This window comes from Pseudomonas sp. NFACC05-1, assembly GCF_900100135.1.
Taxonomy (GTDB): Bacteria; Pseudomonadota; Gammaproteobacteria; order Pseudomonadales; family Pseudomonadaceae; genus Aquipseudomonas; species Aquipseudomonas fluorescens_Q.
The window spans coordinates 92757-116580 of record NZ_FMTR01000019.1; the positions used below are offsets into that span (position 1 = coordinate 92757).

Annotated in this window: 18 protein-coding genes; 13 read left to right on the forward strand and 5 right to left on the reverse strand. The window is 61.2% G+C overall.

Features of this window, described 5'->3' with window-relative positions:
- Positions 1-573 precede the first annotated feature (573 nt).
- The 7 genes from BLO97_RS23130 to BLO97_RS23160 all read left to right on the forward strand — a co-directional run bounded on the left by BLO97_RS23130 (position 574) and on the right by BLO97_RS23160 (position 7879).
- Positions 574-1728 (forward strand): mandelate racemase family protein, encoded by a 1155-nt coding sequence (locus BLO97_RS23130; RefSeq protein WP_170862118.1) that lies wholly within the window; start codon positions 574-576, stop codon positions 1726-1728.
- A gap of 71 nt (positions 1729-1799) precedes the next feature.
- The gene (locus BLO97_RS23135) at positions 1800-3422 is read left to right on the forward strand and encodes an ABC transporter substrate-binding protein (protein ID WP_092348353.1); all 1623 of its coding nucleotides are present in this window, start codon (positions 1800-1802) and stop codon (positions 3420-3422) included.
- A gap of 34 nt (positions 3423-3456) precedes the next feature.
- Complete coding sequence (locus BLO97_RS23140) at positions 3457-4494, forward strand: ABC transporter permease (protein ID WP_025211956.1); 1038 nt, start codon at positions 3457-3459, stop codon at positions 4492-4494.
- Entirely contained in the window at positions 4494-5396 is a 903-nt protein-coding gene (locus BLO97_RS23145) for an ABC transporter permease (RefSeq protein ID WP_063322887.1), read from the forward strand. The genes BLO97_RS23140 and BLO97_RS23145 overlap by 1 nt, the downstream gene beginning before the upstream one ends.
- 10 nt (positions 5397-5406) lie before the next feature.
- Positions 5407-6246, forward strand: a complete 840-nt coding sequence (locus tag BLO97_RS23150; protein WP_092148994.1) for an ABC transporter ATP-binding protein — start codon at positions 5407-5409, stop codon at positions 6244-6246.
- 10 nt (positions 6247-6256) lie between these two features.
- The gene (locus tag BLO97_RS23155) at positions 6257-7024 is read left to right on the forward strand and encodes an ABC transporter ATP-binding protein (RefSeq protein WP_092148992.1); all 768 of its coding nucleotides are present in this window, start codon (positions 6257-6259) and stop codon (positions 7022-7024) included.
- Positions 7025-7156: 132 nt separating this feature from the next.
- Positions 7157-7879, forward strand: a complete 723-nt coding sequence (locus BLO97_RS23160) for an oligogalacturonate-specific porin KdgM family protein (protein WP_072346940.1) — start codon at positions 7157-7159, stop codon at positions 7877-7879.
- 183 nt (positions 7880-8062) lie between these two features.
- Here BLO97_RS23160 and BLO97_RS23165 read toward each other — a convergent pair whose 3' ends face one another.
- Positions 8063-8806, reverse strand: coding sequence for a FadR/GntR family transcriptional regulator (locus tag BLO97_RS23165; RefSeq protein ID WP_092148988.1), 744 nt, complete (start codon positions 8804-8806; stop codon positions 8063-8065).
- A gap of 96 nt (positions 8807-8902) precedes the next feature.
- On the opposite strand from BLO97_RS23165, the gene BLO97_RS23170 reads away from it, so the two are divergent.
- Positions 8903-9613 carry a FadR/GntR family transcriptional regulator gene (locus BLO97_RS23170; protein WP_092348358.1) on the forward strand — a complete coding sequence of 237 codons (711 nt, stop codon included), beginning with the start codon at positions 8903-8905 and terminating at the stop codon, positions 9611-9613.
- A 57-nt stretch (positions 9614-9670) separates the two neighbouring features.
- Here the strand turns inward: BLO97_RS23170 and aceE are convergent, their stop codons facing one another.
- Positions 9671-12340 (reverse strand): pyruvate dehydrogenase (acetyl-transferring), homodimeric type, encoded by a 2670-nt coding sequence (gene aceE / locus BLO97_RS23175; RefSeq protein ID WP_072346934.1) that lies wholly within the window; start codon positions 12338-12340, stop codon positions 9671-9673.
- Positions 12341-12513: 173 nt separating this feature from the next.
- Here aceE and BLO97_RS23180 point away from each other — a divergent pair, with 173 nt between their 5' ends.
- Positions 12514-12966: a MarR family winged helix-turn-helix transcriptional regulator gene (locus tag BLO97_RS23180; protein WP_072346932.1), complete on the forward strand. Its 453-nt coding sequence runs from the start codon at positions 12514-12516 to the stop codon at positions 12964-12966.
- Between the two features lie 193 nt (positions 12967-13159).
- Here the strand turns inward: BLO97_RS23180 and BLO97_RS23185 are convergent, their stop codons facing one another.
- Together BLO97_RS23185 and BLO97_RS23190 are read right to left on the reverse strand one after the other, a co-directional pair.
- Positions 13160-14209, reverse strand: coding sequence for a hypothetical protein (locus tag BLO97_RS23185; RefSeq protein ID WP_092348361.1), 1050 nt, complete (start codon positions 14207-14209; stop codon positions 13160-13162).
- 181 nt (positions 14210-14390) lie between these two features.
- Positions 14391-14807, reverse strand: a complete 417-nt coding sequence (locus tag BLO97_RS23190; RefSeq protein WP_072410941.1) for a VOC family protein — start codon at positions 14805-14807, stop codon at positions 14391-14393.
- A gap of 108 nt (positions 14808-14915) precedes the next feature.
- On the opposite strand from BLO97_RS23190, the gene BLO97_RS23195 reads away from it, so the two are divergent.
- The 3 genes from BLO97_RS23195 (at position 14916) to BLO97_RS23205 (ending at position 17014) form a co-directional block, all read left to right on the forward strand.
- Positions 14916-15569: an arylsulfatase gene (locus BLO97_RS23195; protein ID WP_092148979.1), complete on the forward strand. Its 654-nt coding sequence runs from the start codon at positions 14916-14918 to the stop codon at positions 15567-15569.
- Between the two features lie 41 nt (positions 15570-15610).
- Complete coding sequence (locus tag BLO97_RS23200) at positions 15611-16360, forward strand: hydroxypyruvate isomerase family protein (protein ID WP_092348364.1); 750 nt, start codon at positions 15611-15613, stop codon at positions 16358-16360.
- A 108-nt stretch (positions 16361-16468) separates the two neighbouring features.
- Entirely contained in the window at positions 16469-17014 is a 546-nt protein-coding gene (locus BLO97_RS23205) for a DUF4256 domain-containing protein (RefSeq protein WP_092348366.1), read from the forward strand.
- Between the two features lie 224 nt (positions 17015-17238).
- Here BLO97_RS23205 and BLO97_RS23210 read toward each other — a convergent pair whose 3' ends face one another.
- Positions 17239-18747 (reverse strand): hypothetical protein, encoded by a 1509-nt coding sequence (locus BLO97_RS23210; RefSeq protein ID WP_092348367.1) that lies wholly within the window; start codon positions 18745-18747, stop codon positions 17239-17241.
- Between the two features lie 495 nt (positions 18748-19242).
- Here BLO97_RS23210 and BLO97_RS23215 point away from each other — a divergent pair.
- Positions 19243-23824, forward strand: a 4582-nt coding sequence (locus BLO97_RS23215; protein ID WP_092348374.1) for a two-partner secretion domain-containing protein, incomplete at its 3' end; no start/stop codon positions are given.

Genomic DNA, 23824 nt, shown 5'->3' on the forward strand with positions numbered 1-23824 from the left:
CCAACATCACCCTCTCAGACTGCATTCGCGAGCAAGCTCCCACCGTGGAATGGTGGCCTGCACGAATCTGCCAATCGACACCGATCCCGTGTGGCGAGGGAGCTTGCTCCCGCTGGGCTGCGCAGCAGACCCAAGCCTTTGCCTGAGACACCGAGTCGTCAGGCTTCAGGGCCGCTTCGCGCCCCAGCGGGAGCAAGCTCCCTCGCCACGGGATGTGGCTGCACCTGACCAATAGCCGTGATCGGTTTGGTGCGCGGACCTGACAGTTCACCGTCGCCTGAGCCACCGCTATCGCGAGCAAGCCCGTTCCCCCAGTCGCCCATCTCCTGCCCACGTCTTCAGCCTTCAAGGCGCTACGTCGTCTACGGCAAGTCGTCTCACTTTACGCCGTGTGGTATGACGACATTTTAAAATTTTGCTCATGGAAATGACCTCTTCTTCGCGAAAAGCCTCGTTAGCGTGTAAGTTTTATTGCGTTTAAGGGGTTGACAGCTCACCAGGAACGTCAGAATAATCCGACACGTTGTATGACGACATACAAATAAACAATAACAACATTTGGTGTTCCTCCCCATGAGAATCACAGGCGTTCACGTCGAAGTCTTTTCCACCCCTTCGCGCCGCGCTCAGGACAGTGCCGGCCATGCCCATCCAGGCGATGAGGTCATGATCAAAATGGCTTTGCTGCGAATCGGTTGCGACGATGGCTCCGAGGGCTATGCCTTCGGCCCGCCTGAGTTGATTCGTCCGCACATCATCGAATCCTTCGTGCGCAAGGTGCTGATCGGTCGTGATCCGATGGACCGTGAAAGCATCTGGCAAGACCTTGCACACTGGCAGCGCGGCAGTGCCGGGCAGTTCACTGATCGGGCGTTGGCCCTGGTGGAGCAAGCGCTGTGGGACTTGGCCGGGCGCAAACTCAAGCTGCCGGTGCACAAGTTGATTGGTGGCTATCGCGATAAGGTTCCGGCCTACGGCTCGACGATGTGTGGCGACGATCTGCCGGGCGGGTTGTCCACGCCGGACGAGTACGGCCAGTTCGCCGAAAAGCTGGTCCAGCGCGGCTACAAGGCCATCAAGCTGCACACCTGGATGCCGCCGATTTCCTTCGCGCCGAACCCGCAAATGGACATCCAGGCCTGCGCTGCCGTGCGTGAGGCGGTGGGGCCGGACATCGCGCTGATGCTCGACGGTTATCACTGGTACAGCCGCATGGATGCGCTGACCATCGGCAAGGCCCTGCAAAAGCTGAATTTCGCCTGGTTCGAAGAGCCGATGATGGAAGACTCGGCGGAGTCCTATGCCTGGCTGGCCGCCAACCTGGACATCCCGGTGTTGGGCCCGGAAAGCATCGCCGGCAAGTTCCACAGCCGCGCCAGTTGGGTGACCCAGAAATCCTGTGACATCCTGCGCGCCGGCGTGGCCGGGGTCGGGGGCATCGGGCCGTGCCTGAAGGTGGCGCACCTGGCCGAGTCGTTCGGCATGGACTGCGAAGTGCACGGCAACGGCGCGGCGAACCTGGCGGTGGTCGGGGCGATCAGCAATTGCCGCTGGTACGAGCGCGGCCTGCTGCACCCATTCCTCGACTATGAAGAAGTCCCGGCGCACCTCAACAGCATTGTCGATCCGATGGACGCCGATGGTTTTGTACACCTGTCCGACCGACCGGGGTTGGGCGAGGACATCAACTTCGCGTATATCGAAGCCAACACCCTGTCTCGACATTGATCCTGTTCCACGCCTGAGGTCGATGGCTGCCCGGGCGACAAGTCTTTATAAATATAAGAAAGGACTGAACCATGAATCTCTGGCCCAAGCGCCTGACCAGGCTGCTGTGTGTCGCCGTGGCCCTGTACGCAGTGCAGGTGCCCGTCAGCCTGGCCCAAGGCGAAACGCCCCCCGACCAATTGGTGGTGGGCATGAGCATGATCAACCTGTTGTCCCTGGACCCTGCCGCGGCGACGGGTCTGGAGGTCGCCGAGGTCAACGCCAACGTCTACGATATGCTTCTGGAGCAGGATGCGGCGCAGCCGGACACGCTGATTCCGGCCCTGGCGAAAACCTGGGACGTCAGCCCCGACCGCATGCGCCTGACCTTCCAATTGCGCGATGACGTGCGTTTTCACTCCGGCGCACCGCTCACTGCCCAAGACGTCGCCTGGTCATTGCAGCGTGTGGTCACCCTCAACCGCGCCCTGGCTTCGACCTGGAAAGCCTACGGTTTCACCGCCGACAACGTCGTCAAGTTGATGCGTGCCGAAGGGCCGCACACCTTTGTCATGGAGCTGCCACGCGTCACGGACCCGATGCTGGTGCTCAACACCCTGGCGACTTCTCCCAGCGCCTTCATCATCGATCGCAGCGTCGCCTTGCAGCATCAGGTCGGTGACGATCAGGGCGCGGCCTGGTTGGCGACTCACACAGCCGGCTCCGGCGCGTTCAAGCTCGATATCTGGCGCGCCAACGACGTGATCCTGATGAGTCGCAATGACGACTATTGGCGCGGCGCGGCGAAGTTGCGCCGGGTGATCATGCGCAACATGACCGAGTCCCAGGCCCTGCGGCTGATGGTCGAGCGCGGTGACCTGGACGTCGCCCGGGGCATGGCGGCCACCGACATCAAGGCCCTGGGCAAGGTCGATGAGGTGCGCATCCAGAGCATCGCCCGGGGCACGCTGTACTACGTGGCGATGAGCATGCAACAGCCGTTGTTCCAGGACATCCGCGTGCGCCAGGCCATTCGCCTGTTGATCGACTACCAGGGCATCAACGATGTGGTGATGCCGCACTACGGTGTGATCAATCAGCGGCCCTTGCAGTTGGGACTGCCGGCACGCCTGGAAGACCCGGGCTATCGCCTGGACGTGGCCGAGGCCAAGCGCCTGTTGGCGGCGGCCGGGCACGCCGACGGCTTTAAAGTGACCATTCGATCGCTCACCGATCCGCCGTTCATCAACATCGCCACCAGCCTGCAAGCGACACTGGCCCAGGCCGGTATCCAGGCGACGATCATCACCGGCACCGGCAACCAGATCTACGGGGCGATGCGCGACCGTCAGTTCGACATCCTCGTCGGGCGCGGCGGTGGCGGGGCGGAGCGTCATCCCCATTCGAGCCTGCGGGCCCTGGTGTACAACCCGGACAACCGCACCGAAGCCAAGCTGAGCAACTTCCAGGGCTGGCGCACCTCGTTCTTCGACCCGCAGCTCAATCAGTTGATCGAGCAGGCCGAGCGCGAGCGTGATCCCGAGCGCCAGCGCCAAATCTACGCACGGATCCAGACCCTCTACGACCAACAGGCCGGGGCGATCATGCCGGTCTCACAGATGGTGGACGAAGTGGTGATCCACGCCGACGTGCGCAACTACATCGGCCACACCGCCGCCACCACGCGTCTTCGGGACGTCTACAAGCAGCGCTGAAATCGACGGCCACAGGGCCAAGGCAGGAATGAACATGTCGACTGCATCCTTTTCAATCTGGACCACCCGGGCCGCTTCGGCGACCCGGCGCGGCGGCTCGGTGGCGGTGACGCTGCTGGGGTTGCTGCTACTGACCTTTTTCATCGGGCGAGTGATGCCCCTGGACCCGGTGCTGGCCATCGTCGGCCCGGACGCCGACGCCTCGGCCTACGCCCAGGTGTACAAAGAGCTGGGCCTGGACAAACCGTTGTGGACCCAGTTCGCGATCTACCTCGGCGACCTGCTGCACGGTGACTTCGGCATGGCCTTGTTGACCGGCAACCCGGTCATCACCGACATCGCCCGGGTCTTCCCGGCCACCTTGGAACTGGCGACCCTGGCTATTCTGTTCGGCGTGTTGGCGGGCTTGCCGCTGGGTGTCTACGCCGCGACGCATCAGGGCCGTGCCGGTGACCATGTCGCACGGCTGATCACGTTGTTCGGTTACTCCACGCCGATTTTCTGGATCGGCATGATGGCCTTCCTGGTGTTCTACGCCTGGCTGGGTTGGGCCGGTGGCGTCGGGCGCATTGGCCTGGCTTATGACGGGCTGATCCCGAAACACACCGGGCTGTTGTTGATCGACACCGCCTGGTCCGGCGACTGGGAGGCCTTTCGCAGCGCCCTGCGGCACATCCTGTTGCCGGCGGTGATCCTCAGCTTCAACTCGGTGGCCTACATCAGCCGCATGACCCGCAGCTTCATGCTTGAGCAACTGTCCCAGGAGTACATCATCACCGCCCGGGTCAAGGGTTTGTCCCAGCGGCGGATCGTTTGGGGGCATGCCTTCGGCAACATTCGCGTGCAGTTGTTGACCATCGTCGCGTTGGCCTATGGCGGCCTGCTGGAAGGCGCGGTGCTGATCGAAACCGTGTTCGCCTGGCCGGGGTTCGGCCAGTACCTGACCAGCAGCTTGCTGCTCGGTGACATGAACGCGGTGATGGCTTGCGTGCTGCTGATCGGCCTCATCTTCGTGACGCTGAACCTAATCAGCGACGCGTTGTACAAGATCTTCGACCCGAGGACTCGCTAATGAACCTGCCCCTGGCTTCCAGCGCACCCGCCGCGCTGCCCGCCTCCAGTACCGCAGCGATGGCCGCCAGTACCTTGCGCCTGCTGCGTTTCCTGCTGCGCAACCCGATGACCTTCGCCGGCCTGATCGTCGTCGCGACCCTGATGCTGGTCGCGGTCTTCGCGCCCTGGATCGCCGGCCACGATCCGCTGTTGCAGAACCTCGCCGGGGCCTTGCAGGCACCCAGCGGCGTGCACTGGTTCGGCACTGACGAATACGGTCGCGATGTCTTCGCCCGGCTGGTGTATGGCTCGCGCATCACCCTGTACATCGTCTTGCTGGTGACGGTGATCGTCGGCCCCATCGGCCTGCTGGTCGGCACGGTTTCCGGCTACTTCGGCGGTTGGGTCGACAGCCTGTTCATGCGCATCACCGACATCTTCATCTCGTTCCCCAGCCTGGTCCTGGCGCTGGCCTTCATCGCCGCCCTTGGCCCGGGCCTGGAGCATGCGGTGATCGCCATCGCGCTGACGGCTTGGCCGCCGATTGCCCGGCTTGCCCGCGCCGAAACACTGCCACTGCGCAACGCTGACTTCGTTGTTGCGGTGCAGCTCCAAGGCGCGTCGAGCACCCGCATCATCCTGCGCCACATCATCCCGATGTGCCTGTCGTCGGTGATCATCCGCCTGACCATGAACATGGCGAGCATCATCCTCACCGCCGCCGCCCTGGGTTTTCTCGGCCTCGGCGCCCAGGCACCGTTGCCGGAGTGGGGCGCGATGATCTCCACCGGGCGGCGCTACATGCTCGAAAGCTGGTGGCTGGTGGCGGCACCCGGTGCGGCGATCATGCTGGTCAGCCTGGCCTTCAACCTGTTGGGCGACGGCTTGCGCGACGTCCTCGACCCACGCAGCCAATCCTGAGGAACAGGCCATGACTGAGATAAAACTTGCGGTACAGGACTTGTGCGTGGAATTTCGCAACGCCGGCAAAACTTCCCTGGCGGTGCGTAACGTGTCGTTCACCCTGGGCCGGGAAAAACTCGCCATCGTTGGTGAATCCGGCTCAGGAAAATCCACCGTTGGCCGCAGTCTTTTGCGTCTGCATCCGCCGACCGCGCGGGTCACCGCCAAGACCTTGCGCTTCGCCGATATTGACCTGTTGGCCGCCAGCGAAAAGCAGATCCAGGCGATTCGCGGCGCGCGCATGTCGATGATCATGCAAGACCCCAAGTACTCGTTGAACCCGGTGGTGCGCGTCGGCGAACAAATCGCCGAGGCCTACCTGGCCCATCACAAGGTGCCCCATCGCGAAGCCCGCGAACGCGCCTTGGACATGCTCGCCAAGGTGCATATCCGCGACCCACGGCGGGTCTATGACCTGTACCCGCACGAGGTCTCGGGCGGCATGGGCCAGCGGATCATGATCGCCATGATGGTGATCACCGATCCCCAGGTGATCATCGCCGACGAGCCCACCTCGGCGCTGGACGTATCGGTGCGCCGACAGGTGCTCAATGTGCTGGAGGAGTTGGTCAGCGAACGTGACCTGGGGCTGATTTTCATCAGTCACGATTTGAATCTGGTACGGCATTTCTGTGATCGCGTGCTGGTGATGTACGCCGGTCGCGTGGTCGAGTCGATTGCCGCCGCCGACCTGGATAACGCCACCCATCCCTACACCCAAGGCCTGTTGGCCGCATTGCCGAGCCTGGACCATCCGCGCGCCACGTTGCCGGTGCTGCAGCGCGACCCACACTGGTTGAATGCTTGAGGAGCCTGTCATGAGCATGATTGAAATCGCCGGCCTGAACCTCAGTTTTGGTACCGGTTCGGCACTGAACGCAGTACTGCACGACGTCGACTTGAGTGTCGCCGAAGGTGAGGCATTCGGCTTGGTGGGGGAGTCCGGTTCGGGCAAGACCACCGTGCTGCGCTGCCTGGCCGGGCAGTACCAGCATTGGAGCGGACAACTGCGGGTCGCCGGCCAAGCCGTGACGCGCAACCTGCCGCTGAATCACTATCGCACGGTGCAGATGGTGTTCCAGGACCCGTACGCCTCGTTGCATCCGCGCTACACCATCGATGCCGCGCTGCAAGAGCCGCTGCGCATCCACGGCATCGACGGGCGTGCGCAGAAGGTCAGCGAGATCCTGCGCAAGGTCGGCTTGAACGACAGCTTTCGCTTCCGTTATCCGCACCAGTTGTCCGGTGGCCAGCGCCAACGCGTGGCGATCGCCCGGGCGCTGATCCTGCGTCCCCGGGTGTTGTTGCTGGACGAGCCGACCTCGGCGCTGGACGTCTCGGTGCAGGCGGAAATCCTCAACCTGCTGGCCGACTTGCGTCACCAGGAAGGGCTGACCTACCTGATGGTCACCCATGATCTGGCGGTGGTGGCGCATTTGTGTGATCGGCTGGCGGTGATGCAGCAGGGCCGGGTGGTGGAGACCCTCGACAGCCATCTGCTGGCGAGCGATGGCGCCACGCACGCGTACACCCGTTTGTTGGTGCAAGCCAGTCGGGACATACAACGCGTGCCCATCGCTGTTTGAGGTTCCATTAATTAGTTGTACTTGTTTTAACCCGTAAAAAACGTTGGAGCCCAGGTATCAATGCCGCGCACGCGCTCGCCTGTGATTTAGCGTCTGCCCTAACTAACCTTTCAACCAACAAGAATAAAAAACATGAAAAAGACACTTGTATTAGTTTCCCTCGCTGCATTGTTCACTTCGGTTGTTGCAGTGGCCGATACCGGCTACATCAATGTGCGTCACCAATATGCGGAGAAAACTCGCATGCACGCCGACCGCGCCAAGTTCGGTATACGACTGGACAACGGCGTGGGCCTGGAAGGTGAACTCAAATACAAGACCGCCGGTGACCGGCAAGACGTCGCCTTCGACAATACCGTTGGCAGTGGTCATGAATTCACCGTCAACTACCAGCACAAGATCGATGACCGCTGGACGCTGACGCCTTCGCTGGCCCTGGATAGCGACGAGGAGTCCACCACCTACAAATTGGGCCTGCGCCTGGGTTACCGCGTGACCAAAGAGCTGAGCATCGCCGGGCGCTACCGTTTTGATTCAGCCAAGCTTGACCGCGACCAGATCGACCGTGACGTGCCGCATAATGGCCAGGACGATCAGAAGGTCAACCGTTACGATGTTTATATCAACTATGGCCCTCAAGGACCGTGGGCCTATGAATATCAATTGACTTATTTCGATGCCGACTACATTCGCTATAACGGCGGTACCGACGACTATGAACAGAATGCCGTGGTTAAATACCAGTGGGACAAACGCTGGGCGCCGTTCTTTGAAGTGGGCGATATCAAAGTCAACTCGGTCGACAGTGATCGCCAGTTGCGACTGCGGGTCGGTGTTAAATACAGCTTCTTCTAAATTGTGAGAGCAAGCGCCCCCAGACAGCACTGCTCGTTCAAGGGGGCGATGAATCCGTGGCGAGGGAGCTTGCTCCCGCTTGAGTGCGAAGCGCTCACAAAAATGGGCCTGCTGCGCAGTCCAGCGGGAGCAAGCTCCCTCGCCACAGTGAGTCATGCAAACCTTAAGTGAACAGCATTGGGCTTACTCGTTGTAGAACGCCTGGCGCTGTTGCGTTTCACACAGGCGCATGCGGCTATTGCTCAAATGCAGGTACATGGCCGCCCGCGCCGCATCGACATTGCCGCTGGCGATGGCGTCGAAGATCTGCTGATGTTCGGCGTTGATCCCTTGCAGGTAAGCACTGCGATCGCTTTGCCCGGAGTAGGCGGAGTTCATGCGGGTACGCGGGATCAGCTTCGTGCCCAGGTGCTTCATGATGTCGATCAGGTAGTAATTGCCGGCTGCCTTGGCGATTTTCAGATGGAACTGAAAATCGGCATTGATGGTGGTGCCGGATTTTTCCGGCCCTTGCAGCAACGCCTCCAGCGCCTGGGCCAGTTCGGCCAGGGCTTCGGGCGTTGCGCGTTCGGCGGCCATGCCGGCGGCCTGGACTTCCAGGCTCAGGCGAAACTCCAGCAGGCTGAGCACATCCGACAACGTGGCAATCGTCGCCGGCCCGAGGGTAAAGCCCTCGGGTGCCGGCATGTCCAAAACAAAGGTGCCGACGCCATGGCGCGTCTCCACCAGCCCTGCCGCCTGCAAGCGCGACAGCGCCTCACGCACCACCGAACGACTGACACCTTCTGCCTCCATGATGTGCACTTCGGTGGGGAGCTTTTCGCCGCGCTTGAGAACACCTTCACGCATGCGCTGGGCAAAGCGGTCGACCAGGGTTTCGGCGAGGCGGCGCGGCTTGTTCAGTGGAGATAACGCTTGATCCGTCATCGGCTTGCTCTTGGGTGATCAGCGGGCATTATAGTGCGTTTTGCCGCGAGGTCGCGGCTATAATGCGCGATCGTCTGGCTTTAATGGATAGGTGCAATGGACCGTGTCACACCCGATCGACGCCTGAGCATGACCCAGCAACTGGTGGTCGACCTGACGCAGCAGATACTGGCCGGCGAACTGCCTGCGGGCAGTAAGTTACCCACCGAACAGGTCATCATCAAGGAACGCGGCGTCAGTCGGACCGTGGTCCGCGAAGCCATGTCGCGGCTTCAGGCCGAAGGTTTGGTGGAGACCCGCCACGGCATCGGCACCTTCGTGGTCGACACCGCCCGCCCCGGTGATTTCCAAGGCAGCAAACACGTCAAGGGTGGCGCCTACGACGCGCTCGCCGTGATCGAACTGCGCCTGAGCCTGGAAGTGGAAGCCGCCGGCATCGCCGCACAACGGGCCACGCCGGAACAGTTGCAGGCCATGCGCGAAGTACTCGACGCGGCGAATGCCCTTGAGGCGGCCGATGACGAAAGCGCCCGGGTCGATTTCGAATTCCATTTGCAGATCGTCCAGTGCACCGACAACAGCTTCTTTATCGATGCCATGGCGCATGTGGGCAACACCTTGATCGCGGTGGTGCAACAGGCCGGGCCTGTGGTGACGGACGAGAACCGAGCGTTGCTGGTTCGAGAGCGCGAGCAGATCTATGCGGCGTTGGCGCGGCGTGATGCCGAAGCGGCGCGGGCGTCGATGCGCTTGCACTTGATCAATATGCTGCAGCGGGTTCGAGGTGTGGTTGAGTCAGCGGCGTAATAACACGTCCACCAGTTGCAGCGGCGCCCTGAGGGGGCGCCGCTGCTAGGCTCAGGTTCACACCTTTGCAGGGTTCTGCTTTTGCGGATCAATGCCGTAAAGCCTGATCGCCTCGGCTACTTTTTCCCGAGGTATTTTTCCGTCGTCGGCCAGGGCCTTCAACGCCGCGAGGGCGATGAAGTGCCGATCCACTTCGAAAAATCTGCGCAGCGACTCGCGGGTATCCGACTGGCCGAAACCGTCGGTGCCGAGGGCCACGAAGCGGCGATTGGGTACGAACGGGCGAATCTGGTCGGCGAATATCTTCATGTAGTCAGTCGCGACCACCACCGGCCCCTGTTTGTCCTGCAGGCAACTTTCCACATAACCGATACGCGGCGCATGCTCTGGGTGCAGCAGGTTCCAGCGTTCGGCTTCCTGACCGTCGCGGCGCAGTTCGGTCAGGCTGGTCACGCTCCAGACTTCGCTGCCGACGCCGAAGTCCTGTTCCAGCAACTGAGCTGCCGCGACCACTTCCTGAAGAATCGAACCACAGCCCATCAGCTGGACGTGCTTGCCTTCGACAGTTTTTTCAGGCGCCGAGAGCCGGTACATGCCCTTGAGGATGCCGTGCTCTACGCCTTCGGGCATCGCGGGATGGGCGTAGTTTTCGTTCAGCACGGTGATGTAATAAAAGATGTCTTCGTTTTCGGCATACATCCGCCGCATGCCGTCCTGGATGATCACGGCCAGTTCATACGCATAGGTCGGGTCATAGGACACGCAGCATGGGATGGTCGACGACAGCACATGGCTGTGACCGTCGTCATGTTGCAGGCCTTCGCCCATCAGCGTGGTCCTGCCGGAGGTGGCGCCGAGCAGGAAGCCGCGGGCGCGTGCGTCACCTGCCGCCCAGGCGAGGTCGCCGACGCGCTGGAAGCCGAACATCGAATAAAAGATGTAGAAGGGCACCGTCATCACACCGTGGGTGCTGTAGGACGTACTGGCGGCGATCCACGAAGAAATCCCGCCGGATTCGTTCAGTCCCTCCTGCATGATCTGGCCGTCCCGGGCTTCTTTGTAATAGCTCAACTGGCCGGCGTCTTGAGGCGTATACAGCTGGCCGACGTGGGAATGAATACCGATCTGGCGGAACAGGCTTTCCATGCCGAAGGTACGTGATTCGTCCGGGACGATGGGCACGATCAGCTTGCCGATGTTAGGGTCCTTGAGCAGCGTGCCGAGAATGCGCACGAACGCCATGGTGGTGGAGATGGCCCGTTCGCCGGTGCCTTTGAGCTGTGTGTCCAAGGCCGACAAGGGTGGAACCTGCAAGGGGGCCACGGCATTGAAGCGGGCCGGGATGTAGCCGCCCAATTGGTTGCGCCTGGCTTGCAGGTAAAGGGCCTCGACGCTGTCCGCAGCCGGCTTGAGGTAAGGCATGTCGCCCAACTGGTCATCGCTGAGTTCCAGTCCGAACCGATCACGGAACGCCTTGACCGCGTCGTCGCCCATTTTTTTGAGTTGGTGATTGATATTCTGGCCTTCACCAGCTTCGCCCATGCCAAAACCCTTCACGGTCTTGGCCAGGATGACGGTCGGCCCGCCGGTATGGCGCATGGCGGCGGCATAGGCGTTGTGGACCTTCTCCGGGTCGTGGCCGCCGCGAGACAGCTTCCAGATATCGTCATCGCTCAGGTCGCTGACCAGCTCCAACAGCTCGGGGTACTTTCCAAAGAAGTGCTCGCGCACATAGGCGCCGTTCTGGGATTTGTAGTTCTGGTAGTCGCCGTCCACGCACTCCATCATCCGCTGGCGCAGCAGGCCGCTCTTGTCTTTTTCCAGCAGGACATCCCAGCCGCTGCCCCAGATCACCTTGATCACATTCCAACCGGCCGCCCGGTACAGGCTTTCGAATTCCTGGATTACCTTGCTGTTGCCACGCACCGGGCCGTCCAGGCGTTGTAGGTTGCAGTTGACGACAAAGATGATGTTGTCGAGTTTCTCCCGACCCGCCAGGGAAATCGCCGCCAGCGATTCCGGCTGGTCCATTTCACCGTCTCCGAGGAACGCCCAGACTTTGCGGCCCTGGTGTTCCTTCAGGCCGCGATCCTCCAGGTAGCGCATGAATCGCGCCTGGTACGCGGCCGTGATGGGCCCGAGCCCCATGGACACCGTCGGGAACTGCCAGAAGTCCGGCATCAGCCGTGGATGCGGATAGGACGACACGCCATCGCGGTCGGTCTCGCGACGAAAGTTATCCAGCTGATCCTCGCTCAGGCGGCCTTCCAGATAGGCGCGTGCGTAGATGCCAGGAGAGGAGTGGCCCTGGATGTACACCATGTCACCGGCGAACTGCTCGGTGCGGCCACGGAAAAAATGCTCGAAGCCAACGTCATACAAAACCGCCGCCGACGCGTAAGACGCGATGTGCCCGCCCACGTTCGAATGTTTGCCGGCGCGCAGCACCATGGCCAGCGCGTTCCAGCGAATGTAGGCGTTGATCCGGCGCTCCACGGCCAGGTCGCCGGGGTAAGGCTGCTGGCGGTCTACCGGGATCGTGTTGACGTAGGGCGTCGTTACGCGACCGTAGAAATCACCGTGGCGGTTGGCGTCGAAATCAAGCATCTGATCGATCAGGAAGTGGGCGCGAGGGCGCCCTTCGACACTCGCCACCGATTCAATGGATTCGAGCCATTCGCGAGTCTCTTGTGGATCCTCGTCGAGAAACATGGATTGTTGTGCCATCGTTGTCGTCTCCTGGACAGTGCTGCAGCACCGAGTCGTTTGGTGCTTGACTAAGGGGCGTGGGTCGACGCCAACCTTCGAGAGTTTTGTAGTTGCAAATGCAACTACGTGCGAGAACTTAGCCTGCCGCGCGCTACAATTGCAACTAAATCGATTTCTAAAAAAGGTGCTGCATGTCTTCCAGCGAGCCGGATACCTGGTTCAGATTCGTCAGGGCCCACCGGTGCCTGATCCGCGAAATCGAGCGCCGACTGGCGGCCGCCGGGCTGCCTGCCTACGCCTGGTACGACGCGTTATGGGGCCTGGAAAGCGGCCCGGACGGCGCACGCCGCATGAGCGAGCTGGCCGATGTCATGGCCATCGAACGCTACAACCTCACCCGCCTGGTGGACCGCCTGGAGGCGGAAGGGTTGGTCACCCGTAGCCGCGCCAGCGATGACGGTCGAGGCGCGTATGCCGCCATTACCGAGAGCGGAAAAGCGCTGCGCAAGAAGATGTGGGAAATCTACGAAGGAGCGGTGGACGAATTGTTCTTGTCCCAATTCGACGACGACCAGCAGCGGGTCTTCAGCCAAGCGTTGGAACGCGCGGCCAATGCTGCGCGCAGCCGCGGTCGAGTGAAATGAGCCCCCAGCAAGCGAACCTGGGGCGCTCCGACATCAGATCTCGATCTCGGTGGGCTTGTACATCCCCTTGAGCGCCTGGCTCGCACGGATGTTGCCGACGGGGCCGAGGAAATCGTTGGGCTCATCGTGAAGCGCCAAGCGGAGTGCCTCATGACCCTCTTCGCTTGGAAATATCCCGGGTAAAGTGTTCCTGCTAGTTGCGCTTCCAGCACTCCGCAAACCGTGCACATACCCCATAACGCTCATCCATCTGCGCCATTCTTTCCAAATGATGATCCACGGCTTCGACGGTCACGCCATTGCCGATGCGGAAATACTCAACCATCATCGCGACGTCCAGATCGATCTCGGCTTTTTCCGGCTTGGCATTGGCGGTTTTGGGCAACGCCCACTGTTCCAACTGCTCGTCCTTCAACTGCCGCAGGCGCACCTGGTATTCGTCCTTGAAGCGTTCCATCGAGCGCGCCTTGTTCTGCGCCATGTCATCGCCAAACGTCTTCAGGTTTTCCCGGTACAGCGTCCAGTAGTCAGCCGGCAGCTCGAAGCCGAGCTTGGCCTTGCGTTCGCTGATCAGGGTGTCCAGTTTCTCTGGCGAATAACTCTCGACTTTTTCCTTGGTCGGATCGCTCTTCACAGTGACGACCAGGCTTTTCTCGATGACGCGGTTCATCAGCTCCAGGCGATGGGGCGTGTCCGGGTAGGTTTTGGGAAACAGCGCATTGCGTCCGGCGCAGGCGGGAAAATCTTTTTTCAGGATCGGGATCGGTGTGCGCACGTCCTTGCCGTCGACCCGTTGCAAGCGTTGCAACTGAGTCAGGCAGAAGTTCTTCTCGGACTTGAACGTTACCTCGTATTCGGCATTGGCGTCGGGCGTAAAGTTGAAGCCCTTGCCACACACGGCATAACCGCTGTTCATGTTGGTGCGCAGGTGAATCTGCTCACCCGGCTTGAGCTTGACCTCCAAATAACCCCTGGCATCCTTGGGCGCCGGAACGCTCATCCCCACCCGCCGCGCGGTATCGCTCAGCAGCATATTATTGAGGATGCCAGTGGTTTGCCCGTCGCAATGGGCCGCGTCGAAATAGTCCAGCGTGGCGTTGCTGGTATTGGCGACGAACCGCAACTTGGCGGCGTCCGGTTCGATGGCATCGGGGTAACTGCCATTGACGCTGCAACCGCCGAGCAATACGAATAACGCGAACAATGCTGGCGACGGGACAAGACGGCGAGGCAGGGCGAGCATGAGGCATCCTTGAAGGATCGATAAAGTGGGTGAATGCTACTGAAGTGCCACTACTGCGTCCACCACCGACCTCCTGTGGGAGCGAGCTTGCTCGCGATGACGCCGGCACAGTCAACATCACCGATCCAGATAGACCGCTTCGCGAGCAAGCCCGCACAGGGGATTGCCTGCCAGTTGAAGCTCAGGGCTCCAGCGCCGGGCCCTTCAACTCGATCTGGTTGCCATCCGGATCGAAGCAGTAGATCGACCAGCCCTTGCCCTCCGCGCCATAGCGCATCTGCGCTTTCTCAACGGTCAGGCCAGCTGACGCCAAATGCGCGAGGAGGGCTGGTTCATCAAACGGCTCGATCCGCAGGCAGAGGTGATCGACATTGTGCCCCTGCTTTCCCGCTGCCGGCCCACCCTGGCGACCGAGAGGCCCGTCGACGGCAACCAGGTCAATCATCGAAACACCGGTGCCCAGATGAAGCATGCCAAGATCGTCCCGGCGCTTCTTGAGCTCGCAACCAAGCACCGACGTATAGAAAGCGAGGCTGCGCTCGAGGTCTTTTACGCGCAGGACGATGTGGTCGATACGTTGAATCGTGAAGTTCTTCATACGGGCCTCATGTGCTCAGTGCCGCATTGTTTATTGCCACAGGAATTCCACACGCTATCGGGCCTTCTGATACCGTGCAAAAAACATGATCTGGAGAATGGCATAAGCATGAAGGCTCCACGCATTTTTATGATCCACGCGACCCCATTGGCGATCGAGCCCATCACGGCGGCTTTTGCCCGGCATTGGCCGCAGGCACGGATCATCAATCTGCTCGAGGACTCGCTACCCCAGGACCGGGTGGAAGAGGGCGAATTGACCACGAGCATGAAAGCGCGCTTCCTGGCGCTGTCCCACTACGCCGTACAAAGCGCGGCGGATGCCATTCTGTTTACTTGCTCGGCGTTTGGCGATGCCATCGACCTGGTTAAACCCGAGGTGGCCATTCCCGTGCTCAAGCCGAACGAAGCCATGATCGACCAGGCGCTGAGCCAGGCATCGCGCATTGCTGTGCTGGCAACGTTCGAACCCACCATTACTTCGATGATGCCCGAGTTCAAGCAAGCGGCAGAGCGCAGTGGTCGCGCGGTGGAAGTGGTGCCTTATTTCGTTCCGGGGGCATTGCAGGCGTTGAAAGACGGCAACTCACAAGCTCACGATGCTGCCATTGTGGAAATGGCCACCCGGGTCGAGGGCTGCGACCTGATCTGTTTCGCCCAGTTTTCGATGACCAGTGCTGCCGAACAGGCCGGGGCTCGCTCCGGCCTGCCAGTATTGACCACGCCCGACAGTGCCGTGCTGGCGCTGCGCAAGTTGTTCTAAACGGATGATTTCGTTTCTTCCCAGGATGGATGATTTACCCAATGCCCAAGTTCAACGCTCACCTCGGTTTTCAATTCAATGAAGTGCCTTTTCTACAACGCATCGAAGCTGCCGCCGCTGCGGGCTTTCGCGCGGTGGAATTCCCGTCACCCTATGAGTTCGACGCCAGTCTTCTAGCCGATCATCTGACTCAACATAACCTGCCGTTGATCCAGTTCGCCGCACCGGCTGGCGTGACCAAAGGCATCGCAGCCTTGCACGGCCAGGAAGAGGCGTTTCGCAGCGGCTTGCTCCAGGCGGCTCGCTATGCGAAGGCGCTGGCGTGTTCGGATGTCCACATCATGTCGGGCGTTACGGTCCAGGAAGACGCCGCGCGTATTTATGAGCGCAACCTGGAGTACGCCGTCAAATACCTTGAGGACCAGGGTTTGCGGCCGCTGATCGAAGTCATCTGCGTGCAGGAAATGCCGGACTACTACATGTCCGACTTCAGCAAGGCACAACAGGTGTTGGAGACGTTCCCGAGTGTCGGGCTGATCCTCGATCTTTACCACGCCCAACGGCTGACCGGGGACGCGGCGGATGTCCTGGCTCGCTTCTATGACCGAACCGTCCATGTGCAAATTGCCGACTGCCCGGGGCGTCATGAACCGGGGACGGGGAATATGGATTTTGCGGCCTTGTTCGCAGACCTGGAGCGGCGCGGCTACCAAGGCTGGATCGGCTGTGAATACCGTCCCACCGGTTCTACCGTGGCAGGCCTTGATTGGATCAAGCAGTTCAGCGCCTGACCCCCTGTGGGAGCGACCATGTCTGTGGGAAATCTGCCGTATGTCTATCCTAGGTATTCTTGAACCAGGCGCGGAATCGGCAACCGATCACCCACGGACTTCCATACCATGAAAAAACAAGAACTAGACAACCTCATCCAAACCCTGAAAACCCGCTTCGAACAAAACCTGAGTCGTCACCCAGACATCCCTTGGGCCGACGTCCAGAACCGGCTCGAAAACAACCCCAATGCCCTGGCGTCCCTCCAAGCCATGGACGCCACCGGCGGCGAGCCAGACGTGATCGGCCTCGATCCGAAAACCGGTGTTGTCACCTTCTGCGATTGCGCCAAAGAAAGCCCGACCGGTCGCCGAAGCCTCTGCTACGACCGCGCCGCCCTGGACGCACGCAAGGAGAACAAGCCCAAAGGCAGTGCCGTCGATATGGCCGAAGAAATGGGCATCGCCCTGCTGACGGAAGAGCAGTACCGAGCCCTGCAAACGCTTGGCGAGTTTGATGCCAAGACATCCAGTTGGCTGGCAACCCCTCCAGAGCTTCGCTCGCTCGATGGGGCGATTTTTGGCGACTACCGTTATGGCCGGGTGTTCATCTACCACAATGGCGTGCAGTCGTACTACGCGGCGCGGGGCTTTCGTGGGTTGCTGCGGGTCTGACTCTTCGAAATCACCGCGAACCCCGTGGCGAGGGAGCTTGCTCCCGCTGGGCTGCGCAGCAGCCCCAAGGCCATCCACCACGGTGCATCAGGAAAAACGGCGCCGGCAGGTTTTACGACTGCTGCGCAGCCGAGCGGGAGCAAGCTCCCTCGCCACAGTGACTCATACTTTCGAACACCGCGCGGGGCAACCTGCTGCGGTGTTTCTGAGCGCGGAAAGGTCCCTCACTCAAAAACCAAAACCTCGCCCCCCTTGGCCTCAACCATCTCACTGAACACCGGCAACCTCGCCACGAACGCCGTCTCGAACGCCAGGTACCGATCCTGCGCCGGCACATAACGAACATCCGGTTTGATACGCGGGATGTCCTTGGAAGACAGCTTCACCACCTCATGGCTGTCCTGATTCCAAAACCAGGCCAGGGTGTGTGTACCAAACGTATTGGCGCTGTAGTTCCACACCCACCAATCCCCATGCCCCCGGGCAACATGAAGCTGCCCATGAAACGTGCGCAACGTAATGACCTGCTTGGGCTGCGTGACAAGCAGGCGCGTGTCCTGGCGCAGCTCACTGCCGAAGCCGTCCAACAGCGCCTTCGTCGAAGCGCCGGTCACGAAGTTGAAGCGCCACGCCAACAGCACCGTCTCCTGATACCCCGAATGCTCGACGTTCTGCCGCGCGCCTTCGCTGAACAGCAAAATTTCATCGCCCCCCAGATACGCGCTTGCCGCCCTGAGTTTATAAGCCTCGACGGGCATTGGTTTGGCGGCGATGGTTTGCTGGGGAGCGTCCTGATTCCAGATCCAGCACAACGGCCCGTTGTGCTGCATGAACAGCAAGCGGCGCGGGCCGACGGGCAGGATCGTCAGTTCATCCGCGTGCTCGAAAATCACCTCGCTGCTGTCCACCGTGATCCGCCAGATCCGCGTCAAATGCTCGGGTTCGTAGATGCGCTGACGTTCGAATATCTCCGAGCCCACCACCACGCAGGGCTGTTCAAATTCCGGCCACTGCACCCCGGCAGGCCCGAACGCCGCGATCTCATCGTCGTGACGAATTTCGTATTGGTAGCGGTCGTCCGCACTGTAATCGCCGCGTATGACCTGACGTTTCCACAGGCTGCGCCGGGCGTCGGCATCGATGAGCTGCAAGTCCGCGCCGTCCACGCCATCGGTCCGCTGTTCGAGCATGTCCTGCTCGATGGGCGGCCACTGGTTGTAATCGATCAGAAAGCACAGCCACTGGTCTTCGTCCTGCTCGGTAATGGCGGCCCAACCGTTGCGGTAGTTGTATTCATGCACATAGGTGGCGCCGGGATAGTCATGGACTTCCTGCAGCCACTTCACCTTGCCGCGCTTGGCTTTGGCCGGTTTGCGTTCGACGGCGGCAGGCTTGGGCGGCTCGATCAAACTCGCGGTGAACCTCGGCTCGCCGCGCTGGCCCTGCCAATGCTGGGCAAACGCCTCGCGTTGAGCGACCGGGACAATCACCGGCCGATAATCATCGCCACCGGCGTCCAGGTTCCACAAGTCATAACCCTGGCCCGCCAACACCGGCGCCAGTGCCTCGAAACAGACCTCGGGCATCTCGTTGGACAGCTCATCCAACAACGCCTCGAACCCCGGACCGGCAAACACACCGATATCGGGATAGTAATGCTGCAACAGCCCGAGCAGGTCGCCGCCCGGTGTTTTCCAATCGATATGAACCAACGGATCGAATTGCGCTTGCATCACGCCTGTCTTCCTTGTGATTTCCCTGCGCGTCATCTTAGCCGCACCCCTACCGAAATGGACAATCACCCCCCACCATCCGATCGTTCCCACGCTCTGCTGGGAATGCATCCCGTGACGCTCTGCGTCGCCACCGGAAGCGGAACGCGGAGCGTCCCTGGCGGCATTCCCACGCCGAGTGTGAGGAACAATCGAACGCTGCCGAACTTCCGGTCGAAATGGGAGCGTTCCAGCATAGCTCGCCCACGAAGGCGACCAGCCTCCACCCGATGCACGTTACCCACCCATCGTGAAAAAAGTTCATTCGATCCCTTCAATCAAAAGCCGCGGGCGCTCAAGCAAAAGCGCGATCGGCAAGCCGCAGAGATGATGGCACGGAGCATTGTGGGATTTTCAAGCCGTCATCCGTCCGGATGCGGTTTTCCATTGATTTGTCGACGCGAACCGCCTGGTCGTCATGGCACGACCCGTCGTATTAAGGATGAGTGAACAAAAATGAATAGAGTTTACCGAGTCGTCTGGAATGCCGTGATGGGCGCGTGGCAGGTGGCATCCGAGTTGGTCAAGAGTCACGGCAAAGACAAAAGCCGTACATCGCTCAGTCTCGTCATCGGCGTAGGCGGCAGTGTCTTCGCCTCGGTCGCCGCGGCGGGGGCGTTGCCTTCCGGCGGCAACATCGTGGCGGGTAACGGCAGCATTCATCAGAACGGCAACAACATGGCTATTCATCAGGGCAGCGATAAGCTCGCGATTGACTGGCAAAGCTTCTCCATCGGCAAAGGCAACACCGTCCAGTTCGTCCAGCCGGGCGCGGCGTCTGTCGCATTGAACCGCGTGTTGGGCTCGGATGTATCGGTGATTCAGGGCGCGCTGAAAGCCAACGGCCAGGTGTTCCTGGTCAACCCCAACGGCGTCCTGTTCACACCCAGTGCTCAGGTTGATGTAGGCGGCCTGGTCGCGTCCACGCTCAACATGACCACGGAAGACTTCCTCGCGGGCAACTACCGTTTCAGTGGCACCAGCGCCGCCTCGGTGGTCAACCAGGGCAACATCAATGCCGCGCAAGGCGGCACCATTGCCCTGATCGCCGCAAAAATCGTCAACGAAGGCAGCATCACCGCGAACAAGGGTAATGTGCTGCTGGGCGCCGGCAGTGTCGTGACGCTCGATCTGGGCGGGCCGGTGCAGTTGGAAGTGAAAGAAGGTGCGCTTCAAGCGCTGATCGAAAACGGCGGCGCCATTCGTGCCGATGCCGGCCGGATCCTGCTGACCGCCCGTGCGGCGGAAACCCTGGCGAGCACGGTGATCAACAACACCGGTTTGATCGAAGCCCGTTCCCTGGATATCGGTGAAAACGGCGTGGTGACGCTGATGGGGGATCAGGGCGGTGTGCAAGTCGCCGGGCGAATCGATGTGTCCTCCGATACCGGCAAGGGCGGCAAGATTGTCGTGACCGGTGAGCGTGTCGCGATCAACGGCGGCGCTGAGCTCGACGCCACCGGCGCCAAGGGCGGCGGCGACATTTATGTGGGCGGTAGCTGGCAAGGCAAGGACCCGGCGATCAAACAGGCCAGTCAGACCACCATCGCCGCCGGTGCCGTGCTCGATGCATCGGCGACCGACAACGGCAAGGGCGGTACCGTGGTGGCCTGGTCGGATACCAAGAAGCCGGGCAGCGTGACGCGGGTGGATGGCACGCTGAAAGCCACCGGCGGTGCCAAGGGCGGCGACGGCGGCAAGATCGAGACCAGCGGTGCCAAGTTGGCGGTGAGCAAAGCCGCCGATGCTTCGGCCAAGAACGGCAAGGGTGGCTTGTGGTTGCTCGACCCGGACAGTGTCACCGTGGGGCCGGGTAATGGAGGGCTGACGGGCGGCGCCAACGGCCAAGCCGCCACGGTCGGTTTCGACGCGATCGACACCGCCCTGGCCGGCGGCACCGATGTGGCAATCAAGGCCGACAATACCATTCACTGGAACGGCGACTACACACCGCAGAGCGTCAGCGGTGACCGGACGCTGACGTTGCAGTCGGGACACGACGACGGCGCAACAGGCCGTTATGTCTTCGGCAATATCTTCCTCAACGGTGACATCGACGCCAGCGGCGCAGGCAATGGCAACAGCCTGGCGTTGATTCTCAACGGCAAGATCGCGCTCAACACCGACGTCAGTTTGAAGAGCAACGGCGGCAATATCGTCTTTGCCGGCGTGGTGGACTCCGATGCGGTTGCCAACAACCGCCAACTGCGCGTCGATGCCGGTTCGGGCTCGATCATCTTCAGCGACATGGTCGGCGGTAACAGCGCCCTGGGCGCCCTGTATGCGACCACCAGTGGCGCCGGCAAGACGTTTATCAACGGCGCAAAAGTCTTCACCCGCGGCGAGCAGGTCTACACCGGTGCGGTTGAGCTGGGCACTTCACAATTCCTGAACGCCGACTTCGAAAATGGCCTGGTCGGTTGGAAGACGTCCATCGACCAGTTCTTCACGGGCGTCACCGTGGTGGATGGCGTGGTCTCGCCGAATGATCCGACGTTGCCGACGACCTCGCCAACGAACGGCAATGCGCCGAGCGTTTCCCCTGGCGACCAGGGCGACATGAATTACAAACCCCTCACTCCGGTCGCTGCCGTTGGCCAAGGCGAGGATGGCGGCGCCGCGCTGCTGCTGGGGACCGAGAATACCTCCAACTGCCTCAACGCCCCCGCCGGCTGCATCATGCGTGGCCCTTCGGTCGTGAGCGAGGGCACGGTCTCCCTGGCCGCCGGGGAAAAGGTCAGCTTCGATTACAAACCGGTCGCGGGCGGCGATACCTACGATGTCTTCGGCTACCTGTTGAACGTCAATACCGGCGAATACCAGATCATCCTGAATGAAACGGGTAACGGCACGGGGGCGGTGAACTGGCAAAGCCACACGGCTACGGCGGACAAGGCCGGCACGTACAAATTCGTCTTCGTCTCGGGCAGTTTCGACCAGACCGCCGGCAAGCAGGTCGGTGGCTCGCTGTACGTTGACAACATCAAGACTGACACCTCGGGCAGCAAGGGCCTGCAAGGCAGTTCCATTACGTTCAATGGCAGCCTCAACAGCACCGACAACAACCTGGCCATCAAGGCGGACGACATCAACTTCAACGGCGGCGTCGGCAGTGTCACCGGCAATGGGAACATCACCCTTGAGACCAACACGCCGAGCAAAGACATCGCAGTGGGCGGCAGCACGGGCGATGCCCCCGGTTCGTTGGAACTGACCGGCACCGACATAGGCGCACTGGGCGACGGGTTCACCTCCGTCAACATCGGCGGCGCAGACATGACCGGTGACATCAACATCATCGAAGCGACCCGCATCAACGACAACCTCGTCCTCAATGCCGGCACCGGCAATATCCATATCAATGACCAATTGACCGTGGCCGACGCCCCGGGCACTGGTAACGATGACACCAAGCCGGCCCCCGTCCTGGTGTTGCAGAGCAACGGTGGCAAGGTCGACCAGACCGCCGGTGGTGCCCTTGTCGCCGATGGCCTGGTGTTGCTGGGTGACGGCGCTACCCATGATCTCGACAACGCGGCCAACGACGTCAACACCATCTCCAGCGACACCGGCACGGTCAGCTTTGCCGATGTCGATGACCTGACCGTCGGCGTTGTAACCATTCCCGATAGCCAGACCCCGACAAACCCGCAAGGCGTGCCGGTCGCCGGCATGACCCAGACCGGTGACCTGAACCTTGTCGCGGACAAGCTCACGGTCGGCCAGGCCCTGCTCACCCAGGGCGATACGAGCCTGACCGCCGACGAAATCGATCTCGCCGCGAGCGTTTCCGGTAGTGGCAGTCTCACCCTGCAGCAGAAGACCGATGGCCTGGACATCCACCTGGGCGGCAGCGACGACCCGGAGGTGACCGGGCCTAACGATCCGTTGGTGCTGTCCGACGCTGACCTGGCCAACATCCAGGATGGCTTCGACAAGGTCGTCATCGGCAACGACAAGACGCGCAACATCACCGTCGACGATGAAGGCGCGACGTTCAAGGACGATCTGGCCCTGGTCGCCAACGGCGTCCTGGACCTGCTGGGCGATCTGATGCTCAAGGATCCCGAAGGCACCGACGAAGACGGCACCACCGGCAAGGGGCTGACGTTGAGCGTCGACGCGGGCCAAGGTGCGACTCAGAGCACTGGCGCGACCATTACCGCAGACGAATTGGCCTTGCGTGGCGAAGGTGACTTCCAACTGGGCAAGGGCGGGCATGACGTGGGTGTCATTGCCGCCGATGTCGGCAGCCTGGCATTTGCCGGCAATGGCAACCTGACGGTGGGCACCGTGGACGGTACCGTGGGGATTACCTCCGATGAGGCGGTCACCCTGAAAACCGATCACGACCTGACGTTGGTAAAAGGCATCACCATAGAAAACGGCCCTCGAGACGATGCCAGCCAGGGCCAGACCCGTGCCGACGACATCATCACCTTGGAAGTGGCGGGCAACACCACCCAGTCCGGCGACGCTGGGGCCAAACTGGATGCCAGCGGCCTGGTGCTGCTGGGCGGCAATTACGCGCTGGGCAACACCGGCAACGTGATTGGCGACATCGCCAGCGCGGCGGGCAAGGTCCAATTCAACAACAGCGCAGACCTCAAGGTGGGTTCGCTGACCGCGACCCATGCCGACGGCACGCAGACCACCATCACCGGGGTGAACAACACCGGCGATGTGAGCATCGGCACCCAAGGTAACTTGGCGATCAACGAAGGACTGGCCACCAGCGGCAATGTGTTCCTCAATGTCGATGGCAAGACCACCCAGGATGCCAACGGCAACATCACCGCCGACGGCCTGGCCCTCAACGGTGGCGACTTTGAGTTGCGCAACAACGGCAACGTGGTGGGCGACATCGCCAGTGACGCGGGCAAGGTCGCCTTCAACAACACCGGCAACCTGAAGGTCGGCACGCTGACCGAAACCGATGGCAACGGCAACGTGGTCAAGGTCACCACTGGTGTGAATAACACTGGTGACGTCAGCATCGGCACCCAAGGTGACTTGGCGATCAACGAAGGGCTGGCCA